This is a genomic window from Streptomyces sp. NPDC044003 (assembly GCF_056435185.1).
In genome coordinates this window covers 825,685-851,118 of sequence record NZ_JBWKFA010000002.1, presented here as the reverse complement: position 1 = coordinate 851,118, position 25,434 = coordinate 825,685, and the positions used below count along the sequence as shown (strand labels likewise).

Below are 25,434 nucleotides of genomic sequence, written 5' to 3'. Positions count from 1 at the left end.
GGGGGTCGTGGTGGTCACCAGACTTCTCCCTGCTTGCGGAGGACGCGCTGGTAGAACGCGGCGAAGACCATCAGGAGGACCAGGATGAGCACGCCCCACGTGGACGACTGGGCGAAGTCGCGCGGGCTGACCTCGAAGGAGAACTTGTAGGCCTGGGTGACGAGGATCTGGGTGGCCTCGCCGGGCCCGCCCCGGGTGAGCAGGAAGATCACCGGGAACATGTTGAAGGTCCAGATGGTGCTCAGCAGGATCACGGTGGTGCTGACGGACCGCAGCCCCGGCATGGTGATGTGCCGGAAGCGCTGCCAGGCGCTCGCACCGTCCATCTCGGCGGCCTCGTACAGCTCGCCGGGGATGGACTGGAGTCCGCCGAGGAGGGCGACCATCATGAACGGGACGCCGAGCCAGACGTTGGTCGCGATGACCGAGATCTTGGCCCAGGTGGGGTCGTTGAGCCACGGGACGGCGTCGATGCCGCCGCCCGCGAGGACCTTGTTGAGCAGGCCGTTGTCCTGGTTGTAGAGGAAGCGCCAGGCGAAGACGGAGACGAAGCCGGGCACGGCCCAGGGCAGGATGAGCAGCAGCCGGTAGAAGGAGCGTCCGGCTATCTTGCGGTTCAGGATGTTGGCGAGGCCGAGGCCGAGGGCGAAGGTCAGTGCCACGCAGGACACGGTCCAGACGATGGTCCAGCCGAGGGTCCCGAGGAACTGGCTGCCGGTGAGCGCGTCGGTGTAGTTGTCCAGACCGACGAACTCGTAGGTGGCCGGGATCTGGTTGACACCGATCGACCGTGCGACGTTCCGCTCGTTGGCGTCGGTCAGCGACAGGTAGATGCCGCGGACCAGCGGGTAGCCGATGATCACGGCGATCACGATCGTCACCGGGGCGACCATCGCCCAGGCGTACCAGTGGGTGGAGAGGGAGCGCTTCGCCACGCCCCGGTGACTGCCAGTTCCGCGGCTCCGGCCGCGGGCGACGTCGTCGCCCGCGGCCTTCGCCACCGACTGGCCGGTGGTGTCCACGGCCATCAGCCGGCCTGCCTTCCTGTTACTTCCAGTCCTTCAGGAGCTTGCGGTAGCCGTCGCCCACCGTCTTGGCTCCCGTCTCCGGGGTGGTCTGGCCGGTCAGGACCTTGGTGTACTCGGTGACGAGCGGCGCGAAGAGGCTGCCGGTCTCCGGGATCCAGGGGCGCTCGACGGCCTTGTCGACGACCGGCTTGAAGAAAGCGATCTGCGGGTTGGTCGCGACGTCCGGCTTGATGTAGACGGACTCACGGGTGGGGAGGAGGCTGAGCTCCTGCGAGATCTTCGCCTGGGTCTCGACCGAGGTCATGTACTCGGTGAAGGCGTAGGAGGCGTCCAGGTTCTTGGAGCCCGCGTACACGGCGAGGTTGTGGCCGCCCTGCGGGGCGCCCTGGCCGGCCGAGCCGGCCGGGACCGGGGCGATGCCCAGGTTGGCCTTGTCGGCGAACTCCTTGCCGGCGTAGGTGTCGGCGACGGCCCACGGGCCGTTGATCATCATGGCGACCTTGCCTTCCTTGAAGGCGGTCTGCATGTTGTTCCAGCCGTCGGTCGCGTCGGTCTTGGCCGCGCCGGAGTCCACCAGGTCCTTGACGACCTTGAAGGCCTTCACGCCGGCCGGGCTGTCGACGGTGATCTTCTTGTTCTCGGCGTCGACCAGGTCGCCGCCCTCGCCGTACAGGAAGGAGAGGAACCAGTAGGCGTCGTCGCCGCGCAGGTAGAGGCCGGTCTTGCCGGTCTTCTGCTTGATCTTGGCGGAGACGGACTTGAGCTCGTCGATGGTCTTGGGGACCTCGACGCCGGCGTCCTTGAAGATCTTCTTGTTGTAGAAGATGCCCATGGAGTCGATGACCTGCGGGACGGCGTAGGTCTTGCCGTTGTACTTCGTGGAGGCCGCGGCCTGCTTGAGGAAGTCGTCCTGGTCCTTGAGCGCCGGGGTGCCGTCGAGCGGCGCGAGGTAGCCGAGGTCGGCGAACTCGGGGGTCCAGGCGACCTCGGAGCGGATCACGTCGGGCGCGCCGGAGCCGGACTGGGCGGCGTTCTTGAACTTGTTCTGCGCCTCGCCGAACGGCACGTTCACGTACTTGACGGTGACCTTCGGGTGCGCCTTGGTGAAGTCCTCGGCGATCTTCTTGAAGACCTTGTCCTCGGAGCCGACCGTGGAGGTGTCCCACCAGGTCACGGTGCCGGAGAGCTCGCCCGAGCCCTTCGAGCCGCCGTTGGAACCGCTGTCGCTTCCGCCGCACGCCGCCAGGGTCACGCCCAGGGCCGCGACCAGCGCGGTGGCCGCTATGCCACGCCGCATGTGAACTCCTTCAATGATCCCGGGGAGACGGAGGGCCTTGAACCTTCCTCATTGCGACCGCTCCCTCGCGGCGCTCCGGGTTGCCAGGAACGTAACAGGGATGAAAACGAGCCGAAAGACCTTGCGAGAACTTTCTGCAAGACCCGGCGATCGTTACATCCGCGTGTCCCTAAGGTTGCCGAAGGATCGCTTGACAGGGGCGGTCGGCCCCCTTTCCCGCCCGAATGCCCCCGCAAGGCGCCCGCAAGGACTGCAAGACCTTGCGCAAGGGGCCCCCGGTGACAGCCTGTGGTCCAACGGTGGGCAATACGCCCCGTGACCGGTACAGTCCACCTTCATGACCGCGCGGCTCTCAGACATCGCAGCCCAGGCGGGGGTCAGTGAGGCCACAGTCAGCCGCGTGCTCAACGGCAAGCCGGGCGTGGCCGCCGCCACCCGCGAGTCCGTCCTTGCCGCGCTCGACGTGCTCGGCTACGAGCGGCCCGTACGACTGCGCCAGCGCAGCGCGGGGCTCGTCGGCCTCATCACCCCCGAGCTGGACAACCCGATCTTCCCCGCCCTGGCCCAGGTCATCGGGCAGGCCCTGACCCGGCAGGGGTACACGCCGGTCCTCGCCACCCAGACCCCCGGCGGGTCCACGGAGGACGAGCTCACCGACATGCTGGTGGAGCGGGGTGTCGCCGGCATCATCTTCGTCTCCGGCCTGCACGCCGACACGACCGCCGACATGACGCGCTACGACCAGCTGCGCGGCAAGGGCGTCCCGTACGTCCTGCTCAACGGCTTCTCCCCCAAGGTCCAGGCGCCCTTCGTCTCTCCCGACGACCGGGCGGCGATGAAGCTGGCCGTGACGCACCTGGCCGCGCTCGGCCACACCCGGATCGGTCTGGCCGTCGGCCCGAAGCGCTTCGTGCCGGTGCTGCGCAAGATAGAGGGCTTCCAGCAGGGCATGCAGGAGCGGCTCGGCCTGGCCCCGGAGGAGTCCGAGGCGCTGATCCAGCACTCCCTCTACACCCTGGAGGGCGGCCAGGCGGCGGCGGGCGCGCTGATCTCCCGCGGCTGCACGGCGGTCGTCTGCGCGAGCGACATGATGGCGCTCGGCGCGATCCGGGCGGCCCGGCAGCAGGGCCTGGAGGTCCCCCGTGACGTCTCCGTGGTCGGCTTCGACGACTCTCCGCTCATAGCCTTCACCGATCCGCCGCTGACCACCATCCGGCAGCCGGTGCAGGCGATGGGACAGGCCGCGGTCCGCGCGCTCCTGGAGGAGGTGGGGGGCACTCCGGCCCCGCACTCCGAGTTCGTCTTCATGCCTGAGCTGGTCGTTCGTGGTTCGACCGCATCGGCCCCGGCGCCCGCGCGCACTCCTTCCTGAGGTGGAGCGGGTGCACCCGGAACCCGACCGAGGGATGATCGGTCGGGGGGACGGGATCTGGCAGACTCTCTCGCTATGGGTGAAACGACCGTGAAGAGCTTGGACAGCCGGACGACCCCGTCGTCACCCATCGCGGCCGACGAGGGCAGGTTCGCGCGGCTGCGCGCGCGCACGCCCCGGCGTCCCACGATCTGGTTCGAGATCCTGCTCATCGCGGTGAGTTACTGGACGTACTCGCTCATCCGCAACGCCGTGCCGGAGCAGAAGGCCGAGGCGCTCAGGAACGCCGACTGGATCTGGAAGACCGAGGAATCCCTCGGTCTCGCCTTCGAGCACGCCGTCAACCATGCCGTGAACTCGGTGACATGGCTGATCGTCTCGATGAACTACTACTACGCCACGCTGCACTTCGTCGTGACCATCGGTGTGCTGGTGTGGCTGTACCGAGGGCATCCGGGCCGTTACGCGGCGTTCCGTACGGTCCTGTTCGCCACCACCGGTGTGGCCCTGGTCGGTTACTACCTGTACCCGCTCGCGCCGCCGCGGCTCATGAACGGCCAGAACTTCGTCGACACGGTGCTCGTCCACCACACCTGGGGCTCGATGGCCTCGGGGAACCTCAAGCACGTGTCGAACCAGTACGCGGCGATGCCGTCGATGCACATCGGCTGGTCGCTCTGGTGCGGAGTCACCATCTTCCTGCTGGCCCGGGCGCCCTGGGCGAGGATCCTCGGCCTGCTGTACCCGGCGGCGACCCTGGTCGTCATCGTCGCCACCGCCAACCACTTCTGGCTGGACGCGTTCGGCGGCATGCTCTGCCTCTGCTTCGGCTTCGCCGTCTCCTACTTCTGGTACGGCTCCCGCCCGCACCGGCTGCCGAAGCTGGTGGAGCCGGTGGGCGTCGTCGAACGGGGCGGTCCGCCCCCGGTGACGGGAACGGACCGCGCGAAGGACCAGACCGAGGAGCAGGTCAGCTCCGGTAGGTGATGAGGCCGGTCAGCTCCGGTAGGTGATGCGGCCGCCCGCGACCGTCAGCCGGACCGGGGCCTCGGCCGTCTCGTCCGCCGGGGCCTCCACCGGGTCCACGGCGAAGGCGGCGAGGTCGGCCCGGAAGCCCGGGGCGATCCGGCCCGCGACCGTCTCCTCCCCCGCGGCGACCGCCGCGTGCGTGGTCATCCCCTCCAGGGCCATCAGACCGGCCAGCCCGTGCCGGGCGGCGGCCGCGCCGCGCGGGGCCCGCGCGGTGGCGAGGACCTGCCGGGCGTCGTAGTGGGCGATGGGCCAGTCGGAGCCGAGCGCGAGGTGCGCGCCGGCGTCCCGCAGGTCGCGGCAGCGCCAGGCGCGGGCGGCCCGCTCCTCGCCGAGCCGCTTGGACCACTCGTCGGTGTGGTCGGCGCGGGTGTACGCGGTGTGCGGGGGCTGCATGGAGGCGACGACGCCGAGCGCGGCGAAGCGGCCGAGCTGGTCGTCGGGGACGGTCTCGATGTGCTCGATCCGGTGGCGGGGACCGCCCGTACCGAGGCCTTCGACGGTGTCCAGGACGTGCCGGACGGCGGCGTCGCCGATGGCGTGGGTGGCGGTGCCGACGCCGGCCCGGTGGAGGTGGCGGACGGCGGCGGAGTAGGCGGCCGGGTCGGGCCAGAAGGCGTCGGTGCCCTGGCCGTGGCAGTCGGCGTGCTCCAGCCAGGCGGTGCCGCCCTCGACGGTGCCGTCCATGAAGAACTTCACGCCGCCGATCGCCCACAGGCGCCCGGCCCGCTCCTGGAGCCGTACGAATCCGTCGAGCTCCTCGGCGGTGGCGCCGGGCATGCACCAGGGGGCGAGGCGGAGGCGGACCGGCAGGTCGCCGTCCTCCTCGACGGCGGCGAGCAGGCCGGGGACGTCGTGGCCGCCGAGGTCCATGACGTGGGCGGCGGTGAGGCCGGTGGCGGCCATGCCGGAGAGCAGCTCGACGAGCCGGTCGCGGCGCTCGCCGTACGGCTGGGTGGGCAGGACCGGGGTCATCAGGTCCATGGCGGCGTGCTCGACGAGGTGTCCGGTGGGGCGGCCGCCGGGCTCGCAGACGATCTCGGAGAGCTGGGCGAAGGCGCGGGGTCCTTCGATGCCGGCGGCCTTGAGGGCGGTGGCGCTCGCGAGGGCGGAGTGTCCGTCGTAGAGGCGCAGGAAGGCGGGGGCGCCGTCGAGGACGTCCTCGACGAGGTCGCGGTGGACGGGGCGGCCGCCGAAGACGTTGTGGTCGAGGCCGTAGCCGATGATCCAGCCGTCGCGGCGGTCGGCGGCGCGGAGGGCGGCGCGGAGCCCTTCGAGGTCGGTGACGCCGGAGAGGTCGGTGCCGGTGAACATCTCCAGGCCCCAGACGGGGTGGCTGTGGGAGTCGGTGAGGCCGGGGGTGAGGGTGGCGCCCGCGAGGTCGACGGTCTCGGTGCCGGGTCCTGCCCAGGTGCGGGCCTCGGCGTCGGTGCCGAGGGCGGTGATCAGTCCGCCATGGACGGCGACGGCTGTGGCCCCGGTGAGCTCGGGGTCGCGGACGCGGGCGTTGACGAGGACGAGGTCGGGTGCGGACACGAGGGGTCTCCAGGGTCGGACGGTTCGGTGGCGAAGCGGGCGTAGGTCTCGGGGCGGGTGCGGCGGAGCCGGTACGCGAGGAGGAGCCCGAGGAGGAAGACGGCGGGGGTGACGGAGACCAGGACCGTGTTGACGGCGGTCGAGGCGCCGGTGAAGAGGTCGACGTGGGTGACGACGAGGACGATCGCCCCGGCGAGCAGCAGGAACGCGGCGACGGGGGCGACGACGGTGCGGAGCGCGCCCTCGGTGTGGTCGATCCGCCGGAAGAAGCAGGGCACGGCGAGCGCGGCGAGCAGCTGGAGCACCATCAGGCCGATCATCCCGGGCGTGTTCACCCAGAGCAGGAGCTGCTGGTACGGGTCGGCGCCGGCGAGCGCGAAGGCGAGGACCACGACGGCGCCGAGCACGGTCTGGGCGGCTCCGGCCAGGTACGGGGAGCGGTGGCGGGGGTGGATCCGGCCGAGGGCCTTCGGCAGGACGCCTTCCTCGGAGAGGGAGAGGGTGTAGCGGTTGATGGCGTTGTGGAAGGCGAGGAGGGAGGCGAGGACGCTGGTGATGATGAGCAGGTGCATCAGGTCGGCGGCCCAGGCTCCGACGTACGTGGTGATGGCGGCGAAGAAGAGGCCGCCGGGGTCGTCGGCGGCGGCCTGGACGACCTTGTCCTCGCCGAAGGCCTGGATCACGGTCCAGACGACGAAGGCGTAGAAGAGGCCGAGGAAGGCGACCGCGATGTAGGTGGCGCGGGGGATCGTGCGGTCGGGGTTCCTCGCCTCGCGCCGGTAGATGACGGTGGACTCGAAGCCGGTGAAGGCGGCGAAGGCGAAGGCCAGGACGGCGGCGGTGCCGCCGGTGAGGACGTGGGCGGGGGCGAGGCCGCCGAGCGAGAGGCCGTGCGCTCCGCCGTCGAGGAGGACGCCGCCGGCGAGGAGGACGAGGATGCCGGTCTCGGCGACGAGGAGGACGCCGAGGACCTTGGCGCCGAAGTCGATGGAGCGGTAGCCGCCGTACCAGATGAGCAGGAGCCCGGCGAGGGAGACGGGCAGCCAGGGGATGTGGTGGCCGAGGGCGGCGGCGGTGTCGGAGGTGGCGGAGCCGAGGAGTCCGTAGACGCCGATCTCCATTCCGTTGTAGCCGAGCATGGCGACGAGGGCGGCGGCGATGCCGACCGGTTTGCCGAGGCCGCGGGTGATGTACGCGTAGAAGGCGCCGGCGCTGCGGACGTGGCGGCTCATGGTGGTGAAGCCGACGGCGAAGACGGCGAGGGTGAGGCCGGCGAGGAGGTAGCCGACGGGGGCGCCGATGCCGCCGAGCAGGATGGCGACGGGGGCGACGCCGGCCATGACGGTGAGCGGGGCGGCGGCGGAGACGACGAAGAACGAGATGTCGGCGGTGGTGAGGGTGCCGGTTCTCAGTCCTGGGGGCTCGTCGGAGGTGGGTGAGGACATGGCGGGGGAAGCCTTTCCGCGACAGGAAACCTAAAGGCTTTCGGTTTGCGCAATGTAGCCTCGGCCTCGACCGTTCGGGAAGACCCGACGGGCGATCGAACAGGGAGTGACGATTCATGGGCCGGCCGCGCAGACCCCTCCTCGACCGGGAGCGGATCACCACCACGGCGCTCGAGATCGTCGACGAGCTGGGCGAGTTCAGCGTCCCGCAGATCGCCAAGCGGCTCGGGGTGCAGACGGCCTCCGTCTACCACCACGTGGACGGCAGGGACGGCATCGTCGAGCTGCTGCGCGAGCGGGTGGCCGCCGCCATCGACGGCGCGACCCTCGACCAGGAGCCCTGGGACGCCGCCATGGCCGGCTGGGCCCGCTCCTACCGGGCCGCCTTCGCCGCGCACCCGCGCGCGATCCCGCTCCTCACCACCTCACCGGTGCGCGCGCCGAAGGTCCTCGGCCAGTACGAGCACGCCGTCGGCCGCCTGCTCGACGCGGGCTTCGCCCTGCCGGACGTCATGCCGGTGATCATCGCCCTGGAGAACATCGTCCTCGGCTCGGCCCTCGACATGGCCGCCCCCGAGGCGATGTGGGAGCTGGCCGACGAGACGGCCACGCCCCGGCTGGCCCGCGCCCTCGGCGCGGTCCCCGAGGGCCGCACCGACCAGGCCTTCGAACTGGCCCTCACCGGCTATCTGACACATGTCCGGGGGCTTCTCGACGCGGATCAGCTGTAGGACTGCAGCTCGATCAAGTACCCCTCGGGGTCGCGGAGATGGGCGGTCCGCAGGCCGGGTCCCCACTCCGGGCGGTCGGCCGCGCCGAGCGCAGGGACCCCGCCGGCCTCCAGGCAGCGGGCGAGGGCCTCGTCCACGTCGGCCACCCGCAGCACGAGCATCGCGGCGTCCTGCGCCGGCGCCGACGCGGCCGGAAGGGCCCCGGTGCCGAGGACGGAGGCCATCGCGCCCCGGTCGAACAGCACCAGGACGGCCCGGCCGTCCACCTCCCAGTTGGCGTACGGCCCGTCCGGGGCGCCCTTGTCGAGGCCGGCGCCGGTCAGCGGCGGCAGGACCGCGGCGTAGAACCGGAAGCAGTCGGCGAAGCGGCTGACGAGCAGGCGGGGGTACGGGACGTCCACGGAGGGCTCCTCGAAAAAAATAGTAGGTCTGCACCCACTATAGGAGCGGACCTTAGACTTTGGTCATGTCTTCCGCGCGATCCACCCCGCCCGCCCTGCTCGGCCTCAGCACCTATCTGCTCTCCAGGATCGGCAGGACGGCCCGGGGCAGACTGGCGGACCGGCTGGCCGAACGCGGCCTGCGCCTCTGGGACATGGCGGTCCTCGCCGCCCTCTCCGACTTCGGCCCGCACGCCCAGCGCGACCTCGTCGTCCGGCTCGGCGTCGACCCCAGCGACATGGCCAAGGTCGTCGAGCAGCTGGCCGGCGGCGGATACGTCGAGCGGGCGCGCGACCCCGAGGACCGCAGGCGCGTCTCCGTGTCCCTCGCCCCCGCCGGCCGGGACCTCCTCGCGGAGCTCGACGCCGAGGCCCGGGCCGTCCAGGACGAGCTGCTCGCCCCGCTGGCCCCGGAGGAACGGTCACTGCTCCAGGGCCTGTTGCTCCGCGTGCACGAGGGGCTCGGCTGACCTACGCCCCGTAGAACAGCTCCTCGACCACGGCGCGGGCCCGGCGGGTGATGCGGCGGTAGTCGTCGACCATCTCGCCGACGTGCCCCGCCTCGTACCCCAGGTACCGCCCCACCGCGGCGAGTTCACGCGGATCCGAGGGGAAGGTGTCGCCGGGTCGGCCGCGGACCAGCATCACCGCGTTGCGCACCCGGGTGGCGAGGACCCAGGCCTCGTCGAGGGTCTGCGCCTCCTCCGTCGGGATCAGGCCCGCCGCGTGGGCGGCGGCCAGGGCCTCGCGGGTACGGGTCGTCCGCAGGCCCGGCTCGACCCAGCCGTGCTGCATCTGCAGCAGCTGGACCGTCCACTCGACGTCGCTGAGGCCGCCGCGCCCGAGCTTGGCGTGGAGGGTCGGGTCGGCGCCGCGCGGCAGCCGCTCGGACTCCATCCGCGCCTTGAGGCGGCGGATCTCGCGGACCGCGTCCTCGCCGAGCCCTTCCGCCGGATAGCGCAGCGGGTCGACGAGCTCGATGAAGCGGTCCGCCAACTCCAGGTCGCCCGCCATGGGTTCGGCGCGCAGCAGGGCCTGGCTCTCCCAGACGAGCGACCAGCGGCGGTAGTAGGCCTCGTACGACTTCAGGGTGCGCACCAGGGGACCGCTCTTGCCCTCCGGGCGCAGGTCCGCGTCGATCAGCAACGGCGGGTCGGTGGTCGGGAGCTGGAGGAGCCGTCGCATCTCGGCGACCACCCGGTTCGCGGCCTTGGCCGCCTCCTGCTCGTCGACGCCCTCGCGCGGCTCGTGCACGAACAGCACGTCGGCGTCGGAGCCGTACCCCAGCTCGTGGCCGCCGAAGCGGCCCATGCCGATGACCGCGAACCGGGTGGGCAGCTCCTCGCCCCACTCGGCGCGCACGACGGCCCGCAGGGCGCCGGAGATCGTCGCCGCGTTGAGGTCGGTGACGGCCTCCCCCACCCGGTCGACGAGTGCGCCCGGGTCCTGCTCGCGGGGGTTGTCCTCGGTGCCGTACGAGCCGATGAGATCGGCCGCGGCGGTACGGAACAGCTCCCTGCGGCGCACCCCGCGGGCCGCCGCGACGGCCTGCTCGGCGTCGTCCGCGCGGCCCACCGCCGCCAGGACCTCCTGCTCCAGATGGTCCCGCCCACGCGGCTTCAGTCCCTCGGGATCGCCGAGGAGCGCGACCGCCTCGGGGGCGCGGAGCAGCAGGTCGGGGGCGAGGCGCCCGGCGGAGAGGACGCGCGCGAGGTTCTCGGCGGCGGCGCCCTCGTCGCGGAGCAGCCGCAGGTACCAGGGGGTCCTGCCGAGGGCGTCGGAGACCTTGCGGAAGCCGAGGAGTCCGGCGTCCGGGTCGGCCGAGTCGGCGAACCAGCCGAGCAGCACGGGGAGCAGGGTCCGCTGGATCGCGGCCTTGCGGGTGACCCCGGAGGCCAGCGCCTCCAGGTGGCGCAGGGCGGCGGCGGGGTCCGCGTAGCCGAGGGCTTCGAGGCGCTGCCCGGCGGCCTTGGGGCTGAGCCGGATCTCGCCGGGGGCGAGCTGGGCGACGGCGTCGAGCAGCGGCCGGTAGAAGAGCTTCTCGTGCAGCCGCCGGACGACGGCGGCGTGCCGCTTCCACTCCTTGTTGAGGTCGGCGACCGGGTCGGTGCGCAGTCCGAGGGAGCGGCCGAGGCGGCGCAGATCGGCCTCGTCCTCGGGGACGAGGTGGGTGCGGCGCAGCCGGTACAGCTGGATGCGGTGCTCCATGGCGCGCAGGAAGCGGTACGCCTCGTCGAGCTGGGAGGCGTCGGCGCGGCCGACGTAGCCGCCGGCGGCGAGGGCGGCGAGCGCGTCGAGGGTGGTGCCGCTGTGCAGGGTGGCGTCGCTGCGGCCGTGCACGAGCTGGAGGAGCTGGACGGCGAACTCGACGTCCCTGAGGCCGCCGGGGCCGAGCTTGAGCTCGCGCTCGACCTGGGCGGCCGGGATGTTGTCGACGACGCGGCGGCGCATCTTCTGCACGTCGGGGACGAAGTTCTCGCGCTCGGCGGCCTGCCAGACGAGCGGGGAGACGGCGTCGATGTACTGGGCGCCGAGCTCCAGGTCGCCGGCGACCGCCCGCGCCTTGAGGAGGGCCTGGAACTCCCAGGTCTTCGCCCACCGCTGGTAGTAGGCGAGGTGGGAGGAGAGGGTGCGGACGAGGGGGCCGTTGCGGCCCTCGGGGCGCAGATTGGCGTCGACCGGCCAGATGGTGCCCTCGACGGTGGTCTCGGAGCAGATCCGCATCAGATGGGAGGCGAGCCGGGTCGCGGCCTGGATCGCCTTGCCCTCGTCGGCTCCCTCCGAGGGCTCCCCGACGAAGATCACGTCCACGTCGGAGACGTAGTTCAGCTCGTGGCCGCCGCACTTGCCCATGGCGATCACCGCGAGCCGGCACATGGCGGCGTCGGCGGGCGCGGCCGTCCGGGCGATGGCGAGGGCGGCGCGCAGGGTCGCGGTCGCCAGGTCGGCGAGTTCGGCGGCGGTCTGGGCGACGTCGGTGGTGCCGCACACGTCACGGGCCGCGATGGCGAGGAGGCAGCGGCGGTAGGCGACCCGCAGCGACACCGCGTCGGTGGCCTCGGCGAGCCCCTGCTCGAACTCGGCGACCCCCGGGTGCAGGTCGGCCGCCTCGTACGTGACGAGGGACTCCCAGTCGCGGGGGTGCCGGGCCAGGTGGTCGGCGAGCGCCTCGGAGGCGCCGAGCACGCCGAGGAGCCGGTCCCGGAAGGGCTTCGCGGAGAGCAGCGTGGTGGTGAGGGTCTGGCGCTCGGTCCCGGGCTGCGCCTCGACGAGCCGGACCAGGCCGCGCAGGGCGAGGTCGGGGTCGGCGGTGGCGCCGAGGGCGTCGAGGAGGACGGGGTCGTCGCGCAGCGCGGCCAGCTCGGGCACGTCGAGGAGCCGTTCGGCGCCCGAGGGGTCGGTGAATCCGTGCCGCAGCAGACGTGAGAACGTACTGCTCCTGCGTCCCGGCACCGTCATTCCGCCGCTCCCTCCGAGCAGGTCAGTCCCGGGGCCTGTCCGACGATTCGCGTCGGATCGGGCCGGGTCGTTCGGTGCGTGCGATCGCCGTGCGGCGAGCGTGCGTGCCGGGCGGGCCGGACCCGACGGGAATCGTCAGACAGGCCCTGGGAGGAGCCTATCGGGAGCGGGGGCCGGGGGCTTCCTCGCCTGTCGATCGCGCCGCATCACACGTGAGATCGCACACAAAGATCGCTTTCGGGGCGAATAAACCGTAAATCTGGAAGATCCGTCCAGATGTACGCAACGCCTCCGCCGGGCGTCGCGCAGCCCCGCCCTGCCCCCTGCCCTGCCCTGCCCTGCTCCGCACTGCCCTGCTCTGCCTGCCCCGCCCCGCCCTGCCCCGTCCCGCCCGTCAGTGAAAGCGCGCCGCCGATCATGCCTGTCCGCCCTCGCCGCCCCTCCCGCCGCAGAATCGTTTCGGCGGCCGTCGCGACCGTCCTGGTCGGCGGCACCTTCGCCGGACTCCTCTCGGTGACGACGCCGAAGCCCGAGGCACCCGAGGCGAAGGCACCCGCGAAGGCCGCCACCAAGCCGCCCTCGAAGACCCCGGCGGCACGGCCCGCCGTCTCCGTGGTGCAGATCGTGGCCCACCCGGACGACGACCTGTTCTTCATGAACCCGGACGTCTCCCAGTCCCTGCACTCCGGCAGCCCCCTGACCGCCGTCTACCTCACCGCCGGCGAGTCCGACGGCGTCAACGCGCGCCCCCGCGACGCCGCCGCGGCCGAGCCCGACAAGGCGGGCTACGCCGAGGCCCGGCAGAACGGCATCCGCGCCGCGTACGCCGAGATGGCGACGGGCAGCCGCACCAGCGCCTGGGACCGGGAGGCGATACCCACGGCCGGCGGCGGGTGGGCCGAGCTGGACACCCTGCGCGCCCGACCGCAGATCAGACTGGTGTGGCTGCAGCTGCGCGAGGCGGGCTCCATCAACGGCGACCGCCCGGACAGCCTCCACGGCCTCTGGGACGGGCGGATCACCGCGCTCGGCTCGCAGCGCTCCGCCGGCACCCCGGTCCCCGCCGACTTCGCGTACACGAAGGATCAGGTCGTCGCCACGGTGACCGGGATCCTGGAGCGGTTCCGCCCGACCTTCGTCCGGATGCAGGACCCGAGCCCCGGCACGTACCCGGAGACCGGGACCTTCCGGGACCACCAGGACCACCTGTTCGGGGCGCGGTTCGCGCAGGCCGCGCTCGCCCGGTACGCGGAGCTGCCCGGGCACCCGCACGTCGGCGTGCAGAACTACCTCGGCTACCCGACCAGCGCACTGCCGCACACCCTCGACCCGGCGGCCGCCGACGCGAAGCTGAGGACCCTGGAGACCTACGCCTGGCTGGACGGCGTCCACGACTGCGGGACCGGCGCGGGCTGCGGCGACCTGAAGGTGGCCGCGCGGCCCGCCGGACGCGGCTGGACGCAGACCGTCCGCTACGCCCGGGGCACCTCCACCTCCTGGGTCCAGCGCGACCCGGCCGGCGGGCTGCACGCCTTCTCCGTCCTCGACGGGCGCCTCGCGGCCTGGCGGAAGCCCGCGGACGCCGTGGCCTGGCAGGGCCCGGTGCTGCTGCCCGGCGGCGGCCTCGACAGCGGGGTCACCTCCGTGACCCTGCCCGACGGCCGCACAGCCGTCTTCGGCACCCGTACGACCTTCGGCGGCGCGGCGTCCGCCTACGCGCGCGAGGTGGTCACCACCGTCCAGACCGCGACGGGCGGCTTCGGCCCCTGGCTGTCGCTCGGCACGCCCGAGCGCGACGACGCCGACGGGACCTCGGACATCAGCGCGCCCGCCGTGACGGTGGCCGCCGACGGCCGGGCCACCCTGATCCTGCGCGACAGCCGCCACCGGCTGACGGCCCGCGAGCAGCGGGCCGACGGCGGCTGGGGTCCGTGGCGGTCCCTGGGCGGCACGGAGGTGTACGGCGACCCGGTGGCGGTGACGGACGCGAACGGACGCGGGTACGTCTTCGCCAGCACCCCGGACACCGTCCTCGCCTGGGCCGGGCGGAGCCCCGGCGGGCCGCTGACCGGGCCCGCGCCGACCGGGCTGCCGCCGACGACCCTCGCACTGAGCGCGAGCGCGGCGCCGGACGGCGAGGGCGTACGGCTCTGGTTCCGCAAGCCGGCCTCCGGCGACCTGCGGAGCGCCGACTTCTCCGGTACGGGCCCGGTCTCCCCCGTCACCGAACTGTCCGGCACCGGCGTCGCCGGCTTCGGCCCGGTGAGCGGCGGCGACGGCCTGCTCGCGGTCCGGTCCCGCACCGGTTTCCTGGCAACGGCGCCGCACGGCCGGGCCGGGGCGCGGCCGGTGTGGACGCTGGAGAAGTTCCTGTTCTCCGGCGCGCCGGACGCCGGTACGGACGGGGTGGCGGCGATCGGCCTGGACGGCCGGCTGCACTGGACACCGGCGGGCCGCTGACCGCTCTCCCGGGGCGTTCCGGGTGCGTGGGCCGGTCCCGTACGGGACCGTGTTCCTCATGAACTGGACACTGGAAGTCGTCTCGGTCCCCGTCGCGGACTTGGACCGGGCGAAGGAGTTCTACGGCGGGAAGTGCGGCTTCACGATCGACCTGGACACCGAGGTCGCGCCCGGCGTCCGGATCATCCAGGTGACACCGCCGGGCTCGCGCTGCTCGATCGCGCTGCAGAGCGGCATGCCGCAGATGCCGGGCACGAAGGAGATGAGCCCGGGCAGCCTGCACGGCCTCCAGCTCTGCGTCACCGACATCGAGGCGGCGCGGACGGAGCTCGTCGGCCGGGGTGTCGACGTCTCGCCCGTGATGCACGTCGGTGCGGCGGGCTGGGAGGACGGCAAGGGCGACACCTGGAACTCGTTCATGACCTTCGTGGATCCGGACGGCAACGGCTGGGTGGTGCAGGAGGCCCCGTCGGAGCTGTCGGAACGCTGAGCCGCGCCACGGCCTCGGCCGTCCAGTGCCCGGCGGCTCCGGGGCAGCCGGCGAGATAGGCGGCGACCTCGGCCCGCCGCCAGGCCCCGGCCCGGCCGAGCCCGGCCGCAAGATGGCGGAGGTACGCGGCGGAGGGCGCCCGCAGCCCGCCGTCGCCCGGCATCGGCCAGGGCGCGGTGAACGTCATCACCGGGACCCCGTCGAGGAGCCCGGGGCACACGAGCGTCTCGTACCGGCCGGGCCCGAGGACGCGGCGCCCGGTGGCGAGGGCCTCGGCCAGATCGAGGTCGGTGCCGGGCTCGCGGTACATCTCCTGGGCGGCGATGTCCGAGAACTGTCCGACCGTCAGCAGATGGGCGACGCCCCACGCGTCGCCGTCCGCCGCCGGGTCGTAGAAGGCGAGACCGCCGCCCCACACGGGCGAGTCGGTCGCGAAGTACACCCGCCCGGGCAGCACGACCGGCACGGACCGCTCGGGCGGACGCCGGTCCCGGCACCCGGGGAACTCCCGCGCGCCCCCGGGCGGGCGGCCGCCGTCCAGGTAGTACCGCAGGCGCTCGGTGTGCGTGTTGGAGCCGTAGGCGGCGTACCAGACGCGGGGCTCGGTTTCCGGCATGGGGCCCGACGCTAGCGCGGGCGGTCGCCGGAGGAGTACCGGCGCTAGGGTGAACTCTCACGCAAACCGTCACGCGGACGAGAGGGATACGGGTGAAGATCGGTGAACTGTCCCGCCTGACCGGGGTCAGCGTGCGCGCGCTGCGGTACTACGAGGAGGAGGGCCTGATCCGCCCCGACCGCTCCGACAACGGCTACCGCGACTACTGCGAGGGCGCGGACGAGGTGGTCCGGCAGATCCGGGGGCTCATCGACTGCGGGCTGCCCACCCGGATCATCCGCGACATCCTGCCGTACCTGGACGGGCCGGCCGATCTGCTGCCGCCGGTGCCGTGCGCGGAGATGCTCGACCAGGTGGCCGCCGAACGCGAGCAGCTGGACCGGCGGATCCACTGCCTGGTCCGGAACCGGAACGCCCTCGACGCGTATCTGAAGGCGGCGCGGAAGGCGGCGCGGGGATCGGCTTGACCCTCGCGGCGCGGGGATCGGCTTGACCCTCGCGGCGCGGAGATCGGCTTGACCCTCGCGGCGCGGAGATCGGCTTGACCCTCGCGGTGAGGGGATCGGCTTGACCCTCACGTAAACGTGAGGGTTCTACGGTCCGGTCATGACAGCGACGACTCCCGCCCCTACCCCCATCGCACCTTCTCCCCCCTGGCCCCTCGGCGGCCTCCTCACCCTCTCCGGTGCCGCCTTCGTCACGATCCTGACCGAGGCGCTGCCGGCCGGCGTGCTCCCGGCGATGAGCGCCGGCCTCGGCGTGACGGAGGCCCGCGCCGGTCTCCTCGTCACGGTCTACGCCCTGGCCGCGGCCGTCACCGCGATCCCCATGACCGTCTGGACCCTGCGTCTCCCCCGCCGCACCCTGCTCCTCGCCCTCCTGCTCGGCTTCGCGGCCACCAACGCCGTGACGGCCGCCTCCACCGGCTTCGCGCTCACCCTGGGGGCGCGGATCCTCTCCGGGGTGTTCGCCGGAATGCTGTGGGCGATGGTCCCGGCGTACGCGGCCCGGCTCGCGCCGCACCGCAGCGGCAAGGCCATCGCCACCGCGCTCGCGGGCATGACGGTCGGACTCTCGCTCGGCATCCCGGCGGGCACGGCCCTCGGCGGACTGATCGGCTGGCGGGGCGTGTTCGCGACCCTGACCGGCCTGGCGCTCGCCCTGGCGGCGACGGCGCGGTGGCGTCTGCCGGCGCTCGCGGGGCAGACGGCGGGAGAGGTCAGGGAGGGCCGCGGCCTGTGGGCCACGATCCGCACACCGGGGATCGCGGCGATCAACGCGGCGTCGATCGCGATGGTGCTCGGCTTCTACGTCCTCTACACGTACATCGCGCCCTTCGTGGAGCGGGCGGACCTCGCCGTCTCCACCGGCACGGTGCTGTTCGTGTTCGGGCTCGGCTCGACGGCGGGCGTGTGGATCGCGGGAGTCACGGCGGACCGATGGCTGCGCCGCTCGACCCTCGCCCTGCTGACCCTGGCGGCCCTGTGCCTGGTGGCGCTCGGCCTCTCCGGCGGCCATTCCGCGGTGGTCCTGGCCGCCGCGGCCCTGTGGGGCGTGACACACGGCGGCATCCCCGCACTGACGCAGACGGCGGGCGTCCGGGCGGCGCCCCAGGACCCGGACACGGCCAACTCCCTCTGGGTGACCGGCTGGAACGTCGCCATGGCGGGCGGCTCGCTCCTCGGCGGCGCGGTCCTGACGGGCGCGGGGACGACGGCCCTGCCGTGGGTGGCGGCGGCGCTGCTCACGGTGTCGGCCCTGACGGCGGGCGCGGCCCGCCGCCACGGCTTCCCGCGCTGACCCCTCAGAACCCCAGGTAGAAGTGGCGGAGCTGCTCGTCCTCCGCCACGCACGCCATGCCGGCGGCCTCCATCACCCGGTGCGAGGCCGGGTTGTCCAGGTCGGCGTCGCCCTTCACCCCGGCGACACCGGCCACCCGGGCGATCTCGAGAAGCGCCCGCAGCGCCTCGGAGGCGTACCCCTTGCCCCGTACCGCGGGCACGAGTCCGTACCCGACGGTCGCGACGCCGAGCTCGTCCGGCGGCCCGTGGAACCCGATCCCGCCGACGGTGACGCCGTCGAGCCGTATCTCGTACGGCCGGAACACCCCCGGGTCGCCGCGCTCGGCGACCCCGCGCAGAAAGCCGGTGCTCGCCCGGACGTCCCCGTCCTGGGGGTACTCCTCCCCCCAGAGGTCCCCGTCCCCGGGCTCCCGGGCGACGATGCGCTCGGCCGCGCCCACGCCCATCGGATACAACACGAGCCGCGCGGTGGCGACAGATTCGATCTTCACCGGGGCAGTCTGAACGGTCCCGGGACCCGCGGCAACGGGTTTAGGCCCGGGCCGCCCAGCGCCGCAGCCGGGCCGTGTTGCTCCGCTTGCGCGACCGCGCCCCGCCGGTCTCCCCCGAGACCGTCGCGAACGCCGTGACCGGCGTCCACCGGCGCCGGCCGCCGGGCGAGGTCCAGCGAACGGCCGGGAAGTCCGTGACGCCGGTGACGGCCGACCGCGGTATCGCCCGCGTCCGCAGATAGCCGCGGACCACGAGCCGCTCGGCCTCGCACCGGACCCCCGCGCGGAACCCCCGCACGGCGAGGATCCCGCACACGAGGACGGCGGCCACCGCGGCCGCCCGCTGCCAGGCGGCCCCGGCCCCCACCCCGTACACGAGAGCGCCGGCACCGGGCGCGAGACCGAGCACCGTGTTGGCCACCCGGTTCACGCGCGTGGGCACGAGGTCCGTACCGCCGGCCCGACGAGGAGCGACCACCGCTCCTACAGCACCGGCAGGTTCTTGCGGAGCTCGAAGGCGGTGACCTCGGAGCGGTACTCCTCCCACTCCTGCTTCTTGTTGCGGAGGAAGAAGTCGAAGACGTGCTCGCCGAGCGTCTCCGCCACCAGTTCGCTCTTCTCCATCAGGGCGATCGCCTCTCCCAGGTTCTGCGGGAGCGGCTCGATGCCCATCGCGCGGCGCTCCGCGTCGGAGAGGGCCCAGACGTCGTCGTCGGCGCCGGCCGGGAGCTCGTAGCCCTCTTCGATGCCCTTGAGGCCGGCGGCGAGGAGGACCGCGTAGGTCAGGTACGGGTTGGCGCCCGAGTCGATGGAGCGGACCTCGACGCGCGAGGAGCCCGTCTTGCCCGGCTTGTACATGGGGACGCGGATGAGGGCGGAGCGGTTGTTGTGGCCCCAGCAGATGTACGAGGGGGCCTCGCCGCCCGAGCCCGCGGTGCGGGAGGAGCCGCCCCAGATGCGCTTGTACGAGTTGACCCACTGGTTGGTGACGGCGGAGATCTCGCCCGCGTGCTTGAGGAGGCCCGCGATGAAGGAGCGGCCGACCTTCGACAGCTGGTACTCGGCGCCCGACTCGTAGAAGGCGTTCCGGTCGCCCTCGAAGAGGGAGAGGTGGGTGTGCATGCCCGAGCCGGGGTACTCGGAGAACGGCTTCGGCATGAACGTGGCCTGCACGCCCTGCTCCAGCGCCACCTGCTTCATGACCAGGCGGAAGGTCATGATGTTGTCCGCCGTGGACAGCGCGTCGGCGTAGCGGAGGTCGATCTCCTGCTGGCCGGGCGCGCCCTCGTGGTGGGAGAACTCCACCGAGATGCCCATCGATTCGAGCATCGTGATGGCCTGGCGGCGGAAGTCCATGCCGACGTTCTGCGGGGTGTGGTCGAAGTAGCCCGAGTTGTCGGCCGGGGTGGGCCGGGTGCCGTCGAGCGGCTTGTCCTTCAGGAGGAAGAACTCGATCTCGGGGTGGGTGTAGAAGGTGAAGCCCAGGTCAGAGGTCTTGGCAAGGGCCCGCTTGAGGACGTAGCGCGGGTCCGCGAAGGACGGCGAGCCGTCGGGCATGAGGATGTCGCAGAACATCCGGGCCGTGCCCGGGGCCTCGGCGCGCCACGGCAGGATCTGGAAGGTGCCCGGGTCCGGCTTGGCGATCATGTCCGACTCGTACACGCGGGCGAAGCCCTCGATCGCGGAGCCGTCGAAGCCGATGCCCTCGTCGAAGGCCTGCTCCAGCTCGGCGGGCGCCACGGCCACCGACTTCAGGAAGCCCAGGACATCGGTGAACCACAGGCGTACGAAGCGGATGTCGCGCTCCTCGAGCGTACGGAGCACGAATTCCTGCTGCTTGTCCATTTCCACACCCATCCTCGCTGGTCAGGCCGCCTGCTCCCACCGCCTCCGGTGCATCGGGGGGCACCTGAGCATCCCACCACATGGTTTCGCGCACGTTGCACACCCATACTGCCTGCTCGGGTGTGACTCAGGTAACGGGGGAACGGCCGGATCCGGGTGGTTCTCCCCCGCCCGCCGGTACCGAGTGGTACCCCGTTCGGCCCACAGGCGCCTCCCGCCCACTACGATCTGCGCCCATGGGGGCCCCACGGCTCGTACGCCTGTCCCGACACGCGCGTCCCATGGCACTGGCGAGTGCCATGGCGACGCTCCTCGCCGCGCTCTTCCTCTGTCTGGGGACGGGGCCGGACAGGGCACGGGCCCACCACGAGGAGGGCCCGCGGGCGACGGGCGTCACCGCCCACGGGGGCCCCACGGCCCGCACCGCCGAGGCCACCGCCGTCACCGGCGAGTACATCTGCCCGTACGACCGCGGCGGCTGCTCCCTCTTCCCCTCCCTCTCCCCCGCGGTGCTCAGCGCGCCCCCGCTCGACACCCCGCTCCACGCCGGGGGCGGACTCCCGCGTCTCGCGCCGCCGCCCGCCGACGGGCCGGCGCGGCGTTCGGACGCCCGGCCGCGCGCGCCGGACCTGCACGTCCTTCAAGTTCTCCGGACGTGAGGGGCGCCCTGCCCCCGCACGTCCACCCCCGAACTCCACCCCACTCCTGAAGAAGGACGACATCACCATGGCCGCCAACCGCTCCGCCACCGCCGACCGCCGCGCCCGAATAGAGGAGATGCGCCGCGCCGAGCAGGCCCGTGAGCGCCGCAACCGCTTCCTCACCATCGGCATCTCGTCCGTCGTCGTGCTCGGCCTCGTCGGCTTCGGCACCTTCGTGCTGATGAAGCAGTCCGCGGACCAGGACAAGAAGGAAGCCGCAGCCAAGGCCCCGATCACGGCCGAGAAGAGCTGGGACCCGAAGAAGCTCGGCCGCAACCACGTCACCACGGCCGTGAAGTACGACATGAAGCCGCCGGTCGGCGGTGACCACAACCCGGTCTGGATGAACTGCGACGGCGTCGTCTACGACAAGAAGATCGCCGACGTGAACGCCGTGCACTCCCTGGAGCACGGGGCCGTCTGGGTGACGTACAACAAGTCGGCCTCCCAGGCCGACGTGAAGAAGCTGGCCGACAAGGTCGGCAAGACCAAGTACTCGCTGATGAGCCCCGTGGACGACCAGGCCGGGGCGATCATGCTGTCCGCCTGGGGCAAGCAGGTGACCGTGGACGGCGCGGACGACCCGCGCGTCGACGCCTTCTTCACCAAGTACGTGCAGGGCCCGCAGACCCCGGAGCCGGGCGCGGCCTGCACGGGCGGTCTGGACGGGAACGGCCAGGGCGGCACCGGGATGGGCCAGTGAAGCTGAACCGTACGCAGGGGGCCGCGATCACCGCGGTCGCCCTCGCCGTGCTGTTCGCCGGGGGCGCGGTCACCGTCGCCTCCGCCGACCGCGACGAGGCCCCGAGCACCCCGGTCTCCTCGTCCGCGGACGCCGGCTTCGCCCGGGACATGGCCGTCCACCACCAGCAGGCCGTCGAGATGTCGTTCATCGTCCGGGACCGGACGAAGGACGAGGAGGTCCGGCGGCTCGCGTACGACATCGCCAACACGCAGGCCAACCAGCGGGGCATGATGCTCGGCTGGCTCGACCTGTGGGGGCTGCCCAAGAACGAGTCCGGCGTCGAGCCGATGGCCTGGATGGGCATGGGCGGTTCGGGTGACACGGGCGACCTGGACGGGGCCCTGATGCCGGGCATGGCGACCAACGCGCAGCTGGACGAGCTGCGCAGGGCCAGCGGCCGGGAGGCCGAGGTCCTGTACCTGAAGCTCATGACCGCCCACCACATGGGCGGGGTCCACATGGCCGAGGGCTGCGTCCAGAAGTGCGGCGTGGAGATCGAGCGGAACCTCGCGCAGGGCATGGTCGACGCGCAGCGGTCCGAGATGGCGCTGATGGCGGACATGCTGAAGAAGCGCGGGGCCTGAGGCGCCGGGCTCCAGGCCTACGGCCCCCGTGACCGGCTGCGGTCGCGGGGGCCGGTCCGTCCGCCGACAATGGGTGGGCTCGGGGAGTTCGTACGACACGTTCGACGAAAGGTACGCACCCCATGACCACGGCGAAGGACATCATGCACACCGGGGCCCAGTGGATCCCGGCACACGAGACGCTCGACCGCGCAGCTCAGCTGATGCGCAACCTGAACGTGGGCGCGCTGCCCATCGCCGACGAGCACGAACGGCTCTGCGGCATCCTCACGGACCGTGACATCGTGATCGGCTGTGTGGCCATGGGCCACGACCCGGCGAAGGTCACCTGCGGCGAGATGGCGAAGGGCACCCCGCGCTGGGTCGAGTCGAACGCGGACGTGGGCGCCGTCCTGGAGGAGATGCAGAGCCACCAGATCCGTCGGCTTCCCGTCATCGAGGACAAGCGGCTCGTCGGCATGATCAGCGAGGCCGATCTGGCCAAGCATCTGTCGGACGAGCAGCTCATGGCGTTCTGTGCGAGCGTCTATGCCCCTTCCTGAACCGCTCCGAACCCCGCCCGGACCACCGCGTCCGGGCGGTCCGGCACGCCCGGACGGCCCGGCCGCCCCGTAGTGGGCGCCGGGCCGAGCCGTGTCCCTAGGGTGCGGCGGTGGGTTCCCGGTGGTCGGGGTGGACCCAGCCGGGCTTGCGGTACTTGAGGAGCGCGGCCGGGATGGCGAGGCCGAGGAGCAGCAGGCCGCCGCCGACGATGAGGAGGTAGCGCCAGAGCGGCTGGTCGCCGAACTGGTCGGGCGGGACGAAGCCGATGACGAGTGCGGCGACGGAGGCGACGAAGCCGATGCCGGCGACCCACCCGACGGCGGGGACGCGGAAGCCCCGGTCGACGTCCGGCTGGGTCCTGCGGAGCTTGACGACCGCGACGAACATCAGCAGGTAGGCGATGAGGTAGATCTGCACGGTGATGACGGAGAACATCCAGTAGGCGCTGGAGACGTTGTCGCTGAAGGCGTAGAGGATGCCGATCAGGGTGGTGACGACACCCTGCGCGATCATGATGTTCTGCGGGGCGCCGTCCTTGTTGAACTTCTGCAGCGAGGGCGGCAGATAACCCTCCTGCCGGGAGAGCAGGACGAGGCCCTTGGCGGGTCCGGCGAGCCAGGTGAGCATGCCGCCGAGGGCGGCGCAGACCAGCATGATGCCGACGACCTTGGTCATCCAGCCGATGGAGAAGTGGTCGAAGAAGGCCTGGAAGGCCTGCATCAGACCGGCGGTGAGGCTGAGCTGTTCGGACGGCATGACCCAGGCGATGGCGAGGGCCGGAAGGATGAAGATCAGCAGGACGAGGCCGGTCGCCAGGAACATCGACTTCGGGTACTCGCGCTTGGGCTCGCGCAGCGAGGAGACGTGGACGCCGTTCATCTCCATGCCCGCGTAGGACAGGAAGTTGTTGACGATGAGGACCAGGCTCGCGAGGCCGGTCCACGGCGGGAGCCAGTGGTCGGCGCTCATGGGCTGGGCGGAGGGGTTGCCCTGGCCGAGGAAGACGATGCCGAGGACGACCAGGAGCACGCCGGGGATGAGGGTGCCGACGATCAGGCCGAAGGAGGAGAGGCCGGCGATCGTCTTCGTACCGCGCGCGGAGATCCAGACCCCGGACCAGTAGACGACGATGATGACGATCGCGACGTAGAGCCCGTTCTCCGCGAGGGAGGGGTCGATGACGTACGCGAAGGTCGAGGCGACGTACGCGAGCAGGCTCGGGTAGTAGGCGATGGTCATGGCGAACTGGCACCACACGGCGAGGAAGCCGAGAGGCTTGCCGAGCGCCTCGCTGACCCAGCGGTAGATGCCGCCGGACCAGCCGGAGGCGAGCTCGGCGCCGACGAGGGCGGTGGGGAGCAGGAAGACGAGCGCGGGGAGCAGGTAGAGGAAGATCGCGGCGAGTCCGTAGATGGCCATGGACGGCGAGGGCCGCAGGCTGGCGACGGACGCGGTCGTCATGAAGGCGAGCGTCAGCCACGAGATGCTGTTCATTCCCGGGGGACGCCCCCGGACCCCCTGCCCCTTGGTGCCGTCGTCCTGGGGGACCGCCGTGTCGGTCGCGGCGGGCCGTGGCGACTCCGCCGGTTCGTCAGTGGTCGTCATGGGGCCATGATCAGCGGGGGGCGGCGGCCCCGCACCTCGGGCGGAGCAGTGGGCTCCGGCGGCGCCCGGGCCGCCTCACCGGTGTGTGCCGTATCCACCGGTCGGTCAGGAAACCCCTGGCCGGACCCAGTTCGTCCGGTCTAACGTCGGCGTTTCGGATCGACTCGGAGGACCCCGCATGACCACGCCCATGGAGAAGCCCGCCCCCACCCCGGGGGCTCCGCCCCTGCAGGGGGTGCCCGAGGGGCAGGGTGTGCCGCCGCAGCCGGGCCCGCCGGCCGGATCGGGGATGCCGCCGCAGCCGGGCCCCCCGGCCGGATCGGGGATGCCGCCGCAGCCGGGTCCGCCCGCCGGATCGGGGATGCCGCCGGGAGCGGGTTCCCCCGGGATGCCGCCGGGGTCCGGTGCACCCGGGCCGTCTCCGTACGCCGTGCCGGCTGCCCACAGCGGTCTCTGCGTGGCCGCGCTCGTCTTCGGCGTCGTCGGTCTGGTCCTGGCGATCGTTCCGTTCCTCTTCTGGCTCGGCGGGATCCTGGGCGTCGTGGCGTTGGTCCTCGGCATCATCGGTCTCGCCCAGGCGGAGCCGGGGGCCGGGCGGGGGCAGGCGGCCGCCGGCGTCGCGCTGGGTGCCGTGACGCTCTTCGTCTCGGCGGCCTGGCTGGTCTTCCTCTTCGTGGTGGTGCGCGCGTCCGACGCCGTGAGCGACCCGGTCCGCGAGGGGGAGACGGTCTCCGGCGCGCCGGAGACACCGGGCGCCGAGACCCTGCCCGAGACCGCGCCGGAGCCGACCGAGACCGCCCCTGCGGTACTGGCGTTCGGCGAGACCCACACGTACGAGGACGGGGTGAAGGTCACCGTCTCCAAGCCCCTGCCCTACCGGCCCGACGCGTTCGCCGCCGGGTACGAGAAGGGCGACACGGCGGTCCGGGTGACGATCACGATCGTCAACGGCAGCGAGAAGGCCATCGACGTCACCACCGCGCTTCCGGACGCCCGCGACGCGGAGGGCGAGCAGGTGAGCGCGATCTTCGACGGCAGCAGGGGGACCGAGATGTTCCGGGGGAAGGTGCTCCCGGGCAAGCAGGCCAAGGCCGGTTACGCCTTCGCCCTGCCGGCCGACGCGGACGGCGAGGTGCAGCTGGAACTGGCGCCGCAGCTCCTGGAGTACGAGCCGGCGATCTGGACCGGTCCGGTGAAGTGACCGGGACCCGCTCG

24 protein-coding genes are annotated in these 25,434 nt (G+C 72.4%); 13 read left to right on the top strand and 11 right to left on the bottom strand.

Features of this window, described 5'->3' with window-relative positions:
- Positions 1-14: 14 nt before the first annotated feature.
- Together AC07AW_RS10515 and AC07AW_RS10510 are read right to left on the bottom strand one after the other, a co-directional pair.
- The gene (locus AC07AW_RS10515; protein ID WP_478815034.1) at positions 15-1,028 is read right to left on the bottom strand and encodes a carbohydrate ABC transporter permease; all 1,014 of its coding nucleotides are present in this window, start codon (positions 1,026-1,028) and stop codon (positions 15-17) included.
- Between the two features lie 19 nt (positions 1,029-1,047).
- On the bottom strand, positions 1,048-2,325 hold the full coding sequence (locus AC07AW_RS10510; protein WP_478815033.1) for an extracellular solute-binding protein: 1,278 nt from the start codon (positions 2,323-2,325) through the stop codon (positions 1,048-1,050).
- A gap of 337 nt (positions 2,326-2,662) precedes the next feature.
- On the opposite strand from AC07AW_RS10510, the gene AC07AW_RS10505 reads away from it, so the two are divergent.
- Together AC07AW_RS10505 and AC07AW_RS10500 are read left to right on the top strand one after the other, a co-directional pair.
- Positions 2,663-3,697 (top strand): LacI family DNA-binding transcriptional regulator, encoded by a 1,035-nt coding sequence (locus tag AC07AW_RS10505; RefSeq protein WP_478815032.1) that lies wholly within the window; start codon positions 2,663-2,665, stop codon positions 3,695-3,697.
- A gap of 75 nt (positions 3,698-3,772) precedes the next feature.
- The gene (locus AC07AW_RS10500; protein ID WP_478815031.1) at positions 3,773-4,684 is read left to right on the top strand and encodes a phosphatase PAP2 family protein; all 912 of its coding nucleotides are present in this window, start codon (positions 3,773-3,775) and stop codon (positions 4,682-4,684) included.
- A 9-nt stretch (positions 4,685-4,693) separates the two neighbouring features.
- Here the strand turns inward: AC07AW_RS10500 and AC07AW_RS10495 are convergent, their stop codons facing one another.
- Together AC07AW_RS10495 and AC07AW_RS10490 are read right to left on the bottom strand one after the other, a co-directional pair.
- The gene (locus AC07AW_RS10495) at positions 4,694-6,262 is read right to left on the bottom strand and encodes an amidohydrolase (protein WP_478815030.1); all 1,569 of its coding nucleotides are present in this window, start codon (positions 6,260-6,262) and stop codon (positions 4,694-4,696) included.
- Positions 6,172-7,707, bottom strand: coding sequence for an APC family permease (locus AC07AW_RS10490; protein WP_478815029.1), 1,536 nt, complete (start codon positions 7,705-7,707; stop codon positions 6,172-6,174). The genes AC07AW_RS10495 and AC07AW_RS10490 overlap by 91 nt, the downstream gene beginning before the upstream one ends.
- Positions 7,708-7,823: 116 nt before the next feature.
- On the opposite strand from AC07AW_RS10490, the gene AC07AW_RS10485 reads away from it, so the two are divergent.
- Entirely contained in the window at positions 7,824-8,438 is a 615-nt protein-coding gene (locus AC07AW_RS10485) for a TetR/AcrR family transcriptional regulator (RefSeq protein ID WP_478815028.1), read from the top strand.
- Here AC07AW_RS10485 and AC07AW_RS10480 read toward each other — a convergent pair.
- The gene (locus AC07AW_RS10480; protein ID WP_478815027.1) at positions 8,429-8,839 is read right to left on the bottom strand and encodes a VOC family protein; all 411 of its coding nucleotides are present in this window, start codon (positions 8,837-8,839) and stop codon (positions 8,429-8,431) included. The genes AC07AW_RS10485 and AC07AW_RS10480 overlap by 10 nt on opposite strands.
- A gap of 65 nt (positions 8,840-8,904) precedes the next feature.
- Between AC07AW_RS10480 and AC07AW_RS10475 the strand changes: the two genes are divergently transcribed.
- Complete coding sequence (locus AC07AW_RS10475) at positions 8,905-9,348, top strand: MarR family winged helix-turn-helix transcriptional regulator (RefSeq protein ID WP_478815026.1); 444 nt, start codon at positions 8,905-8,907, stop codon at positions 9,346-9,348.
- A 1-nt stretch (position 9,349) separates the two neighbouring features.
- Here the strand turns inward: AC07AW_RS10475 and AC07AW_RS10470 are convergent, their stop codons facing one another.
- Complete coding sequence (locus AC07AW_RS10470) at positions 9,350-12,337, bottom strand: bifunctional [glutamine synthetase] adenylyltransferase/[glutamine synthetase]-adenylyl-L-tyrosine phosphorylase (RefSeq protein WP_478815025.1); 2,988 nt, start codon at positions 12,335-12,337, stop codon at positions 9,350-9,352.
- A gap of 417 nt (positions 12,338-12,754) precedes the next feature.
- Here AC07AW_RS10470 and AC07AW_RS10465 point away from each other — a divergent pair, with 417 nt between their 5' ends.
- Both AC07AW_RS10465 and AC07AW_RS10460 read left to right on the top strand, forming a co-directional pair.
- Entirely contained in the window at positions 12,755-14,797 is a 2,043-nt protein-coding gene (locus AC07AW_RS10465; protein ID WP_478815024.1) for a PIG-L family deacetylase, read from the top strand.
- A 58-nt stretch (positions 14,798-14,855) separates the two neighbouring features.
- On the top strand, positions 14,856-15,287 hold the full coding sequence (locus tag AC07AW_RS10460) for a VOC family protein (RefSeq protein ID WP_478815023.1): 432 nt from the start codon (positions 14,856-14,858) through the stop codon (positions 15,285-15,287).
- Here the strand turns inward: AC07AW_RS10460 and AC07AW_RS10455 are convergent.
- Positions 15,214-15,903 (bottom strand): histone deacetylase, encoded by a 690-nt coding sequence (locus tag AC07AW_RS10455; protein WP_478815022.1) that lies wholly within the window; start codon positions 15,901-15,903, stop codon positions 15,214-15,216. The two genes, AC07AW_RS10460 and AC07AW_RS10455, sit on opposite strands and share 74 nt — an antisense overlap.
- Positions 15,904-15,995: 92 nt before the next feature.
- On the opposite strand from AC07AW_RS10455, the gene AC07AW_RS10450 reads away from it, so the two are divergent.
- Positions 15,996-16,370, top strand: coding sequence for a MerR family transcriptional regulator (locus tag AC07AW_RS10450; RefSeq protein WP_478815021.1), 375 nt, complete (start codon positions 15,996-15,998; stop codon positions 16,368-16,370).
- A 139-nt stretch (positions 16,371-16,509) separates the two neighbouring features.
- Positions 16,510-17,703, top strand: coding sequence for an MFS transporter (locus AC07AW_RS10445; protein WP_478815020.1), 1,194 nt, complete (start codon positions 16,510-16,512; stop codon positions 17,701-17,703).
- Positions 17,704-17,707: 4 nt separating this feature from the next.
- Here the strand turns inward: AC07AW_RS10445 and AC07AW_RS10440 are convergent, their stop codons facing one another.
- The 3 genes from AC07AW_RS10440 to AC07AW_RS10430 are packed head-to-tail and all read right to left on the bottom strand — an operon-like array spanning position 17,708 to position 20,041.
- A complete protein-coding gene (locus AC07AW_RS10440) occupies positions 17,708-18,196 on the bottom strand; it encodes a GNAT family N-acetyltransferase (protein WP_478815019.1) in 489 nt (162 codons plus the stop codon).
- 40 nt (positions 18,197-18,236) lie between these two features.
- Positions 18,237-18,674, bottom strand: a complete 438-nt coding sequence (locus AC07AW_RS10435; protein ID WP_478815018.1) for a hypothetical protein — start codon at positions 18,672-18,674, stop codon at positions 18,237-18,239.
- A gap of 5 nt (positions 18,675-18,679) precedes the next feature.
- Positions 18,680-20,041 (bottom strand): glutamine synthetase family protein, encoded by a 1,362-nt coding sequence (locus AC07AW_RS10430; protein ID WP_392297116.1) that lies wholly within the window; start codon positions 20,039-20,041, stop codon positions 18,680-18,682.
- 281 nt (positions 20,042-20,322) lie between these two features.
- Between AC07AW_RS10430 and AC07AW_RS10425 the strand changes: the two genes are divergently transcribed.
- The 4 genes from AC07AW_RS10425 to AC07AW_RS10410 all read left to right on the top strand — a co-directional run bounded on the left by AC07AW_RS10425 (position 20,323) and on the right by AC07AW_RS10410 (position 22,613).
- A complete protein-coding gene (locus AC07AW_RS10425; RefSeq protein WP_478815017.1) occupies positions 20,323-20,700 on the top strand; it encodes a hypothetical protein in 378 nt (125 codons plus the stop codon).
- A gap of 67 nt (positions 20,701-20,767) precedes the next feature.
- Positions 20,768-21,445: a DUF3105 domain-containing protein gene (locus AC07AW_RS10420; RefSeq protein ID WP_478815016.1), complete on the top strand. Its 678-nt coding sequence runs from the start codon at positions 20,768-20,770 to the stop codon at positions 21,443-21,445.
- 2 nt (positions 21,446-21,447) lie between these two features.
- Positions 21,448-22,071 carry a DUF305 domain-containing protein gene (locus AC07AW_RS10415; RefSeq protein WP_478815331.1) on the top strand — a complete coding sequence of 208 codons (624 nt, stop codon included), beginning with the start codon at positions 21,448-21,450 and terminating at the stop codon, positions 22,069-22,071.
- 122 nt (positions 22,072-22,193) lie between these two features.
- Complete coding sequence (locus tag AC07AW_RS10410) at positions 22,194-22,613, top strand: CBS domain-containing protein (RefSeq protein ID WP_478815015.1); 420 nt, start codon at positions 22,194-22,196, stop codon at positions 22,611-22,613.
- Positions 22,614-22,710: 97 nt separating this feature from the next.
- On the opposite strand, the gene gadC is transcribed toward AC07AW_RS10410, so the two are convergent.
- Entirely contained in the window at positions 22,711-24,219 is a 1,509-nt protein-coding gene (gadC, locus tag AC07AW_RS10405) for a glutamate/gamma-aminobutyrate antiporter GadC (RefSeq protein WP_478815014.1), read from the bottom strand.
- A gap of 430 nt (positions 24,220-24,649) precedes the next feature.
- On the opposite strand from gadC, the gene AC07AW_RS10400 reads away from it, so the two are divergent.
- On the top strand, positions 24,650-25,420 hold the full coding sequence (locus tag AC07AW_RS10400; protein WP_478815013.1) for a DUF4352 domain-containing protein: 771 nt from the start codon (positions 24,650-24,652) through the stop codon (positions 25,418-25,420).
- The last annotated feature ends 14 nt before the right edge of the window (positions 25,421-25,434 follow it).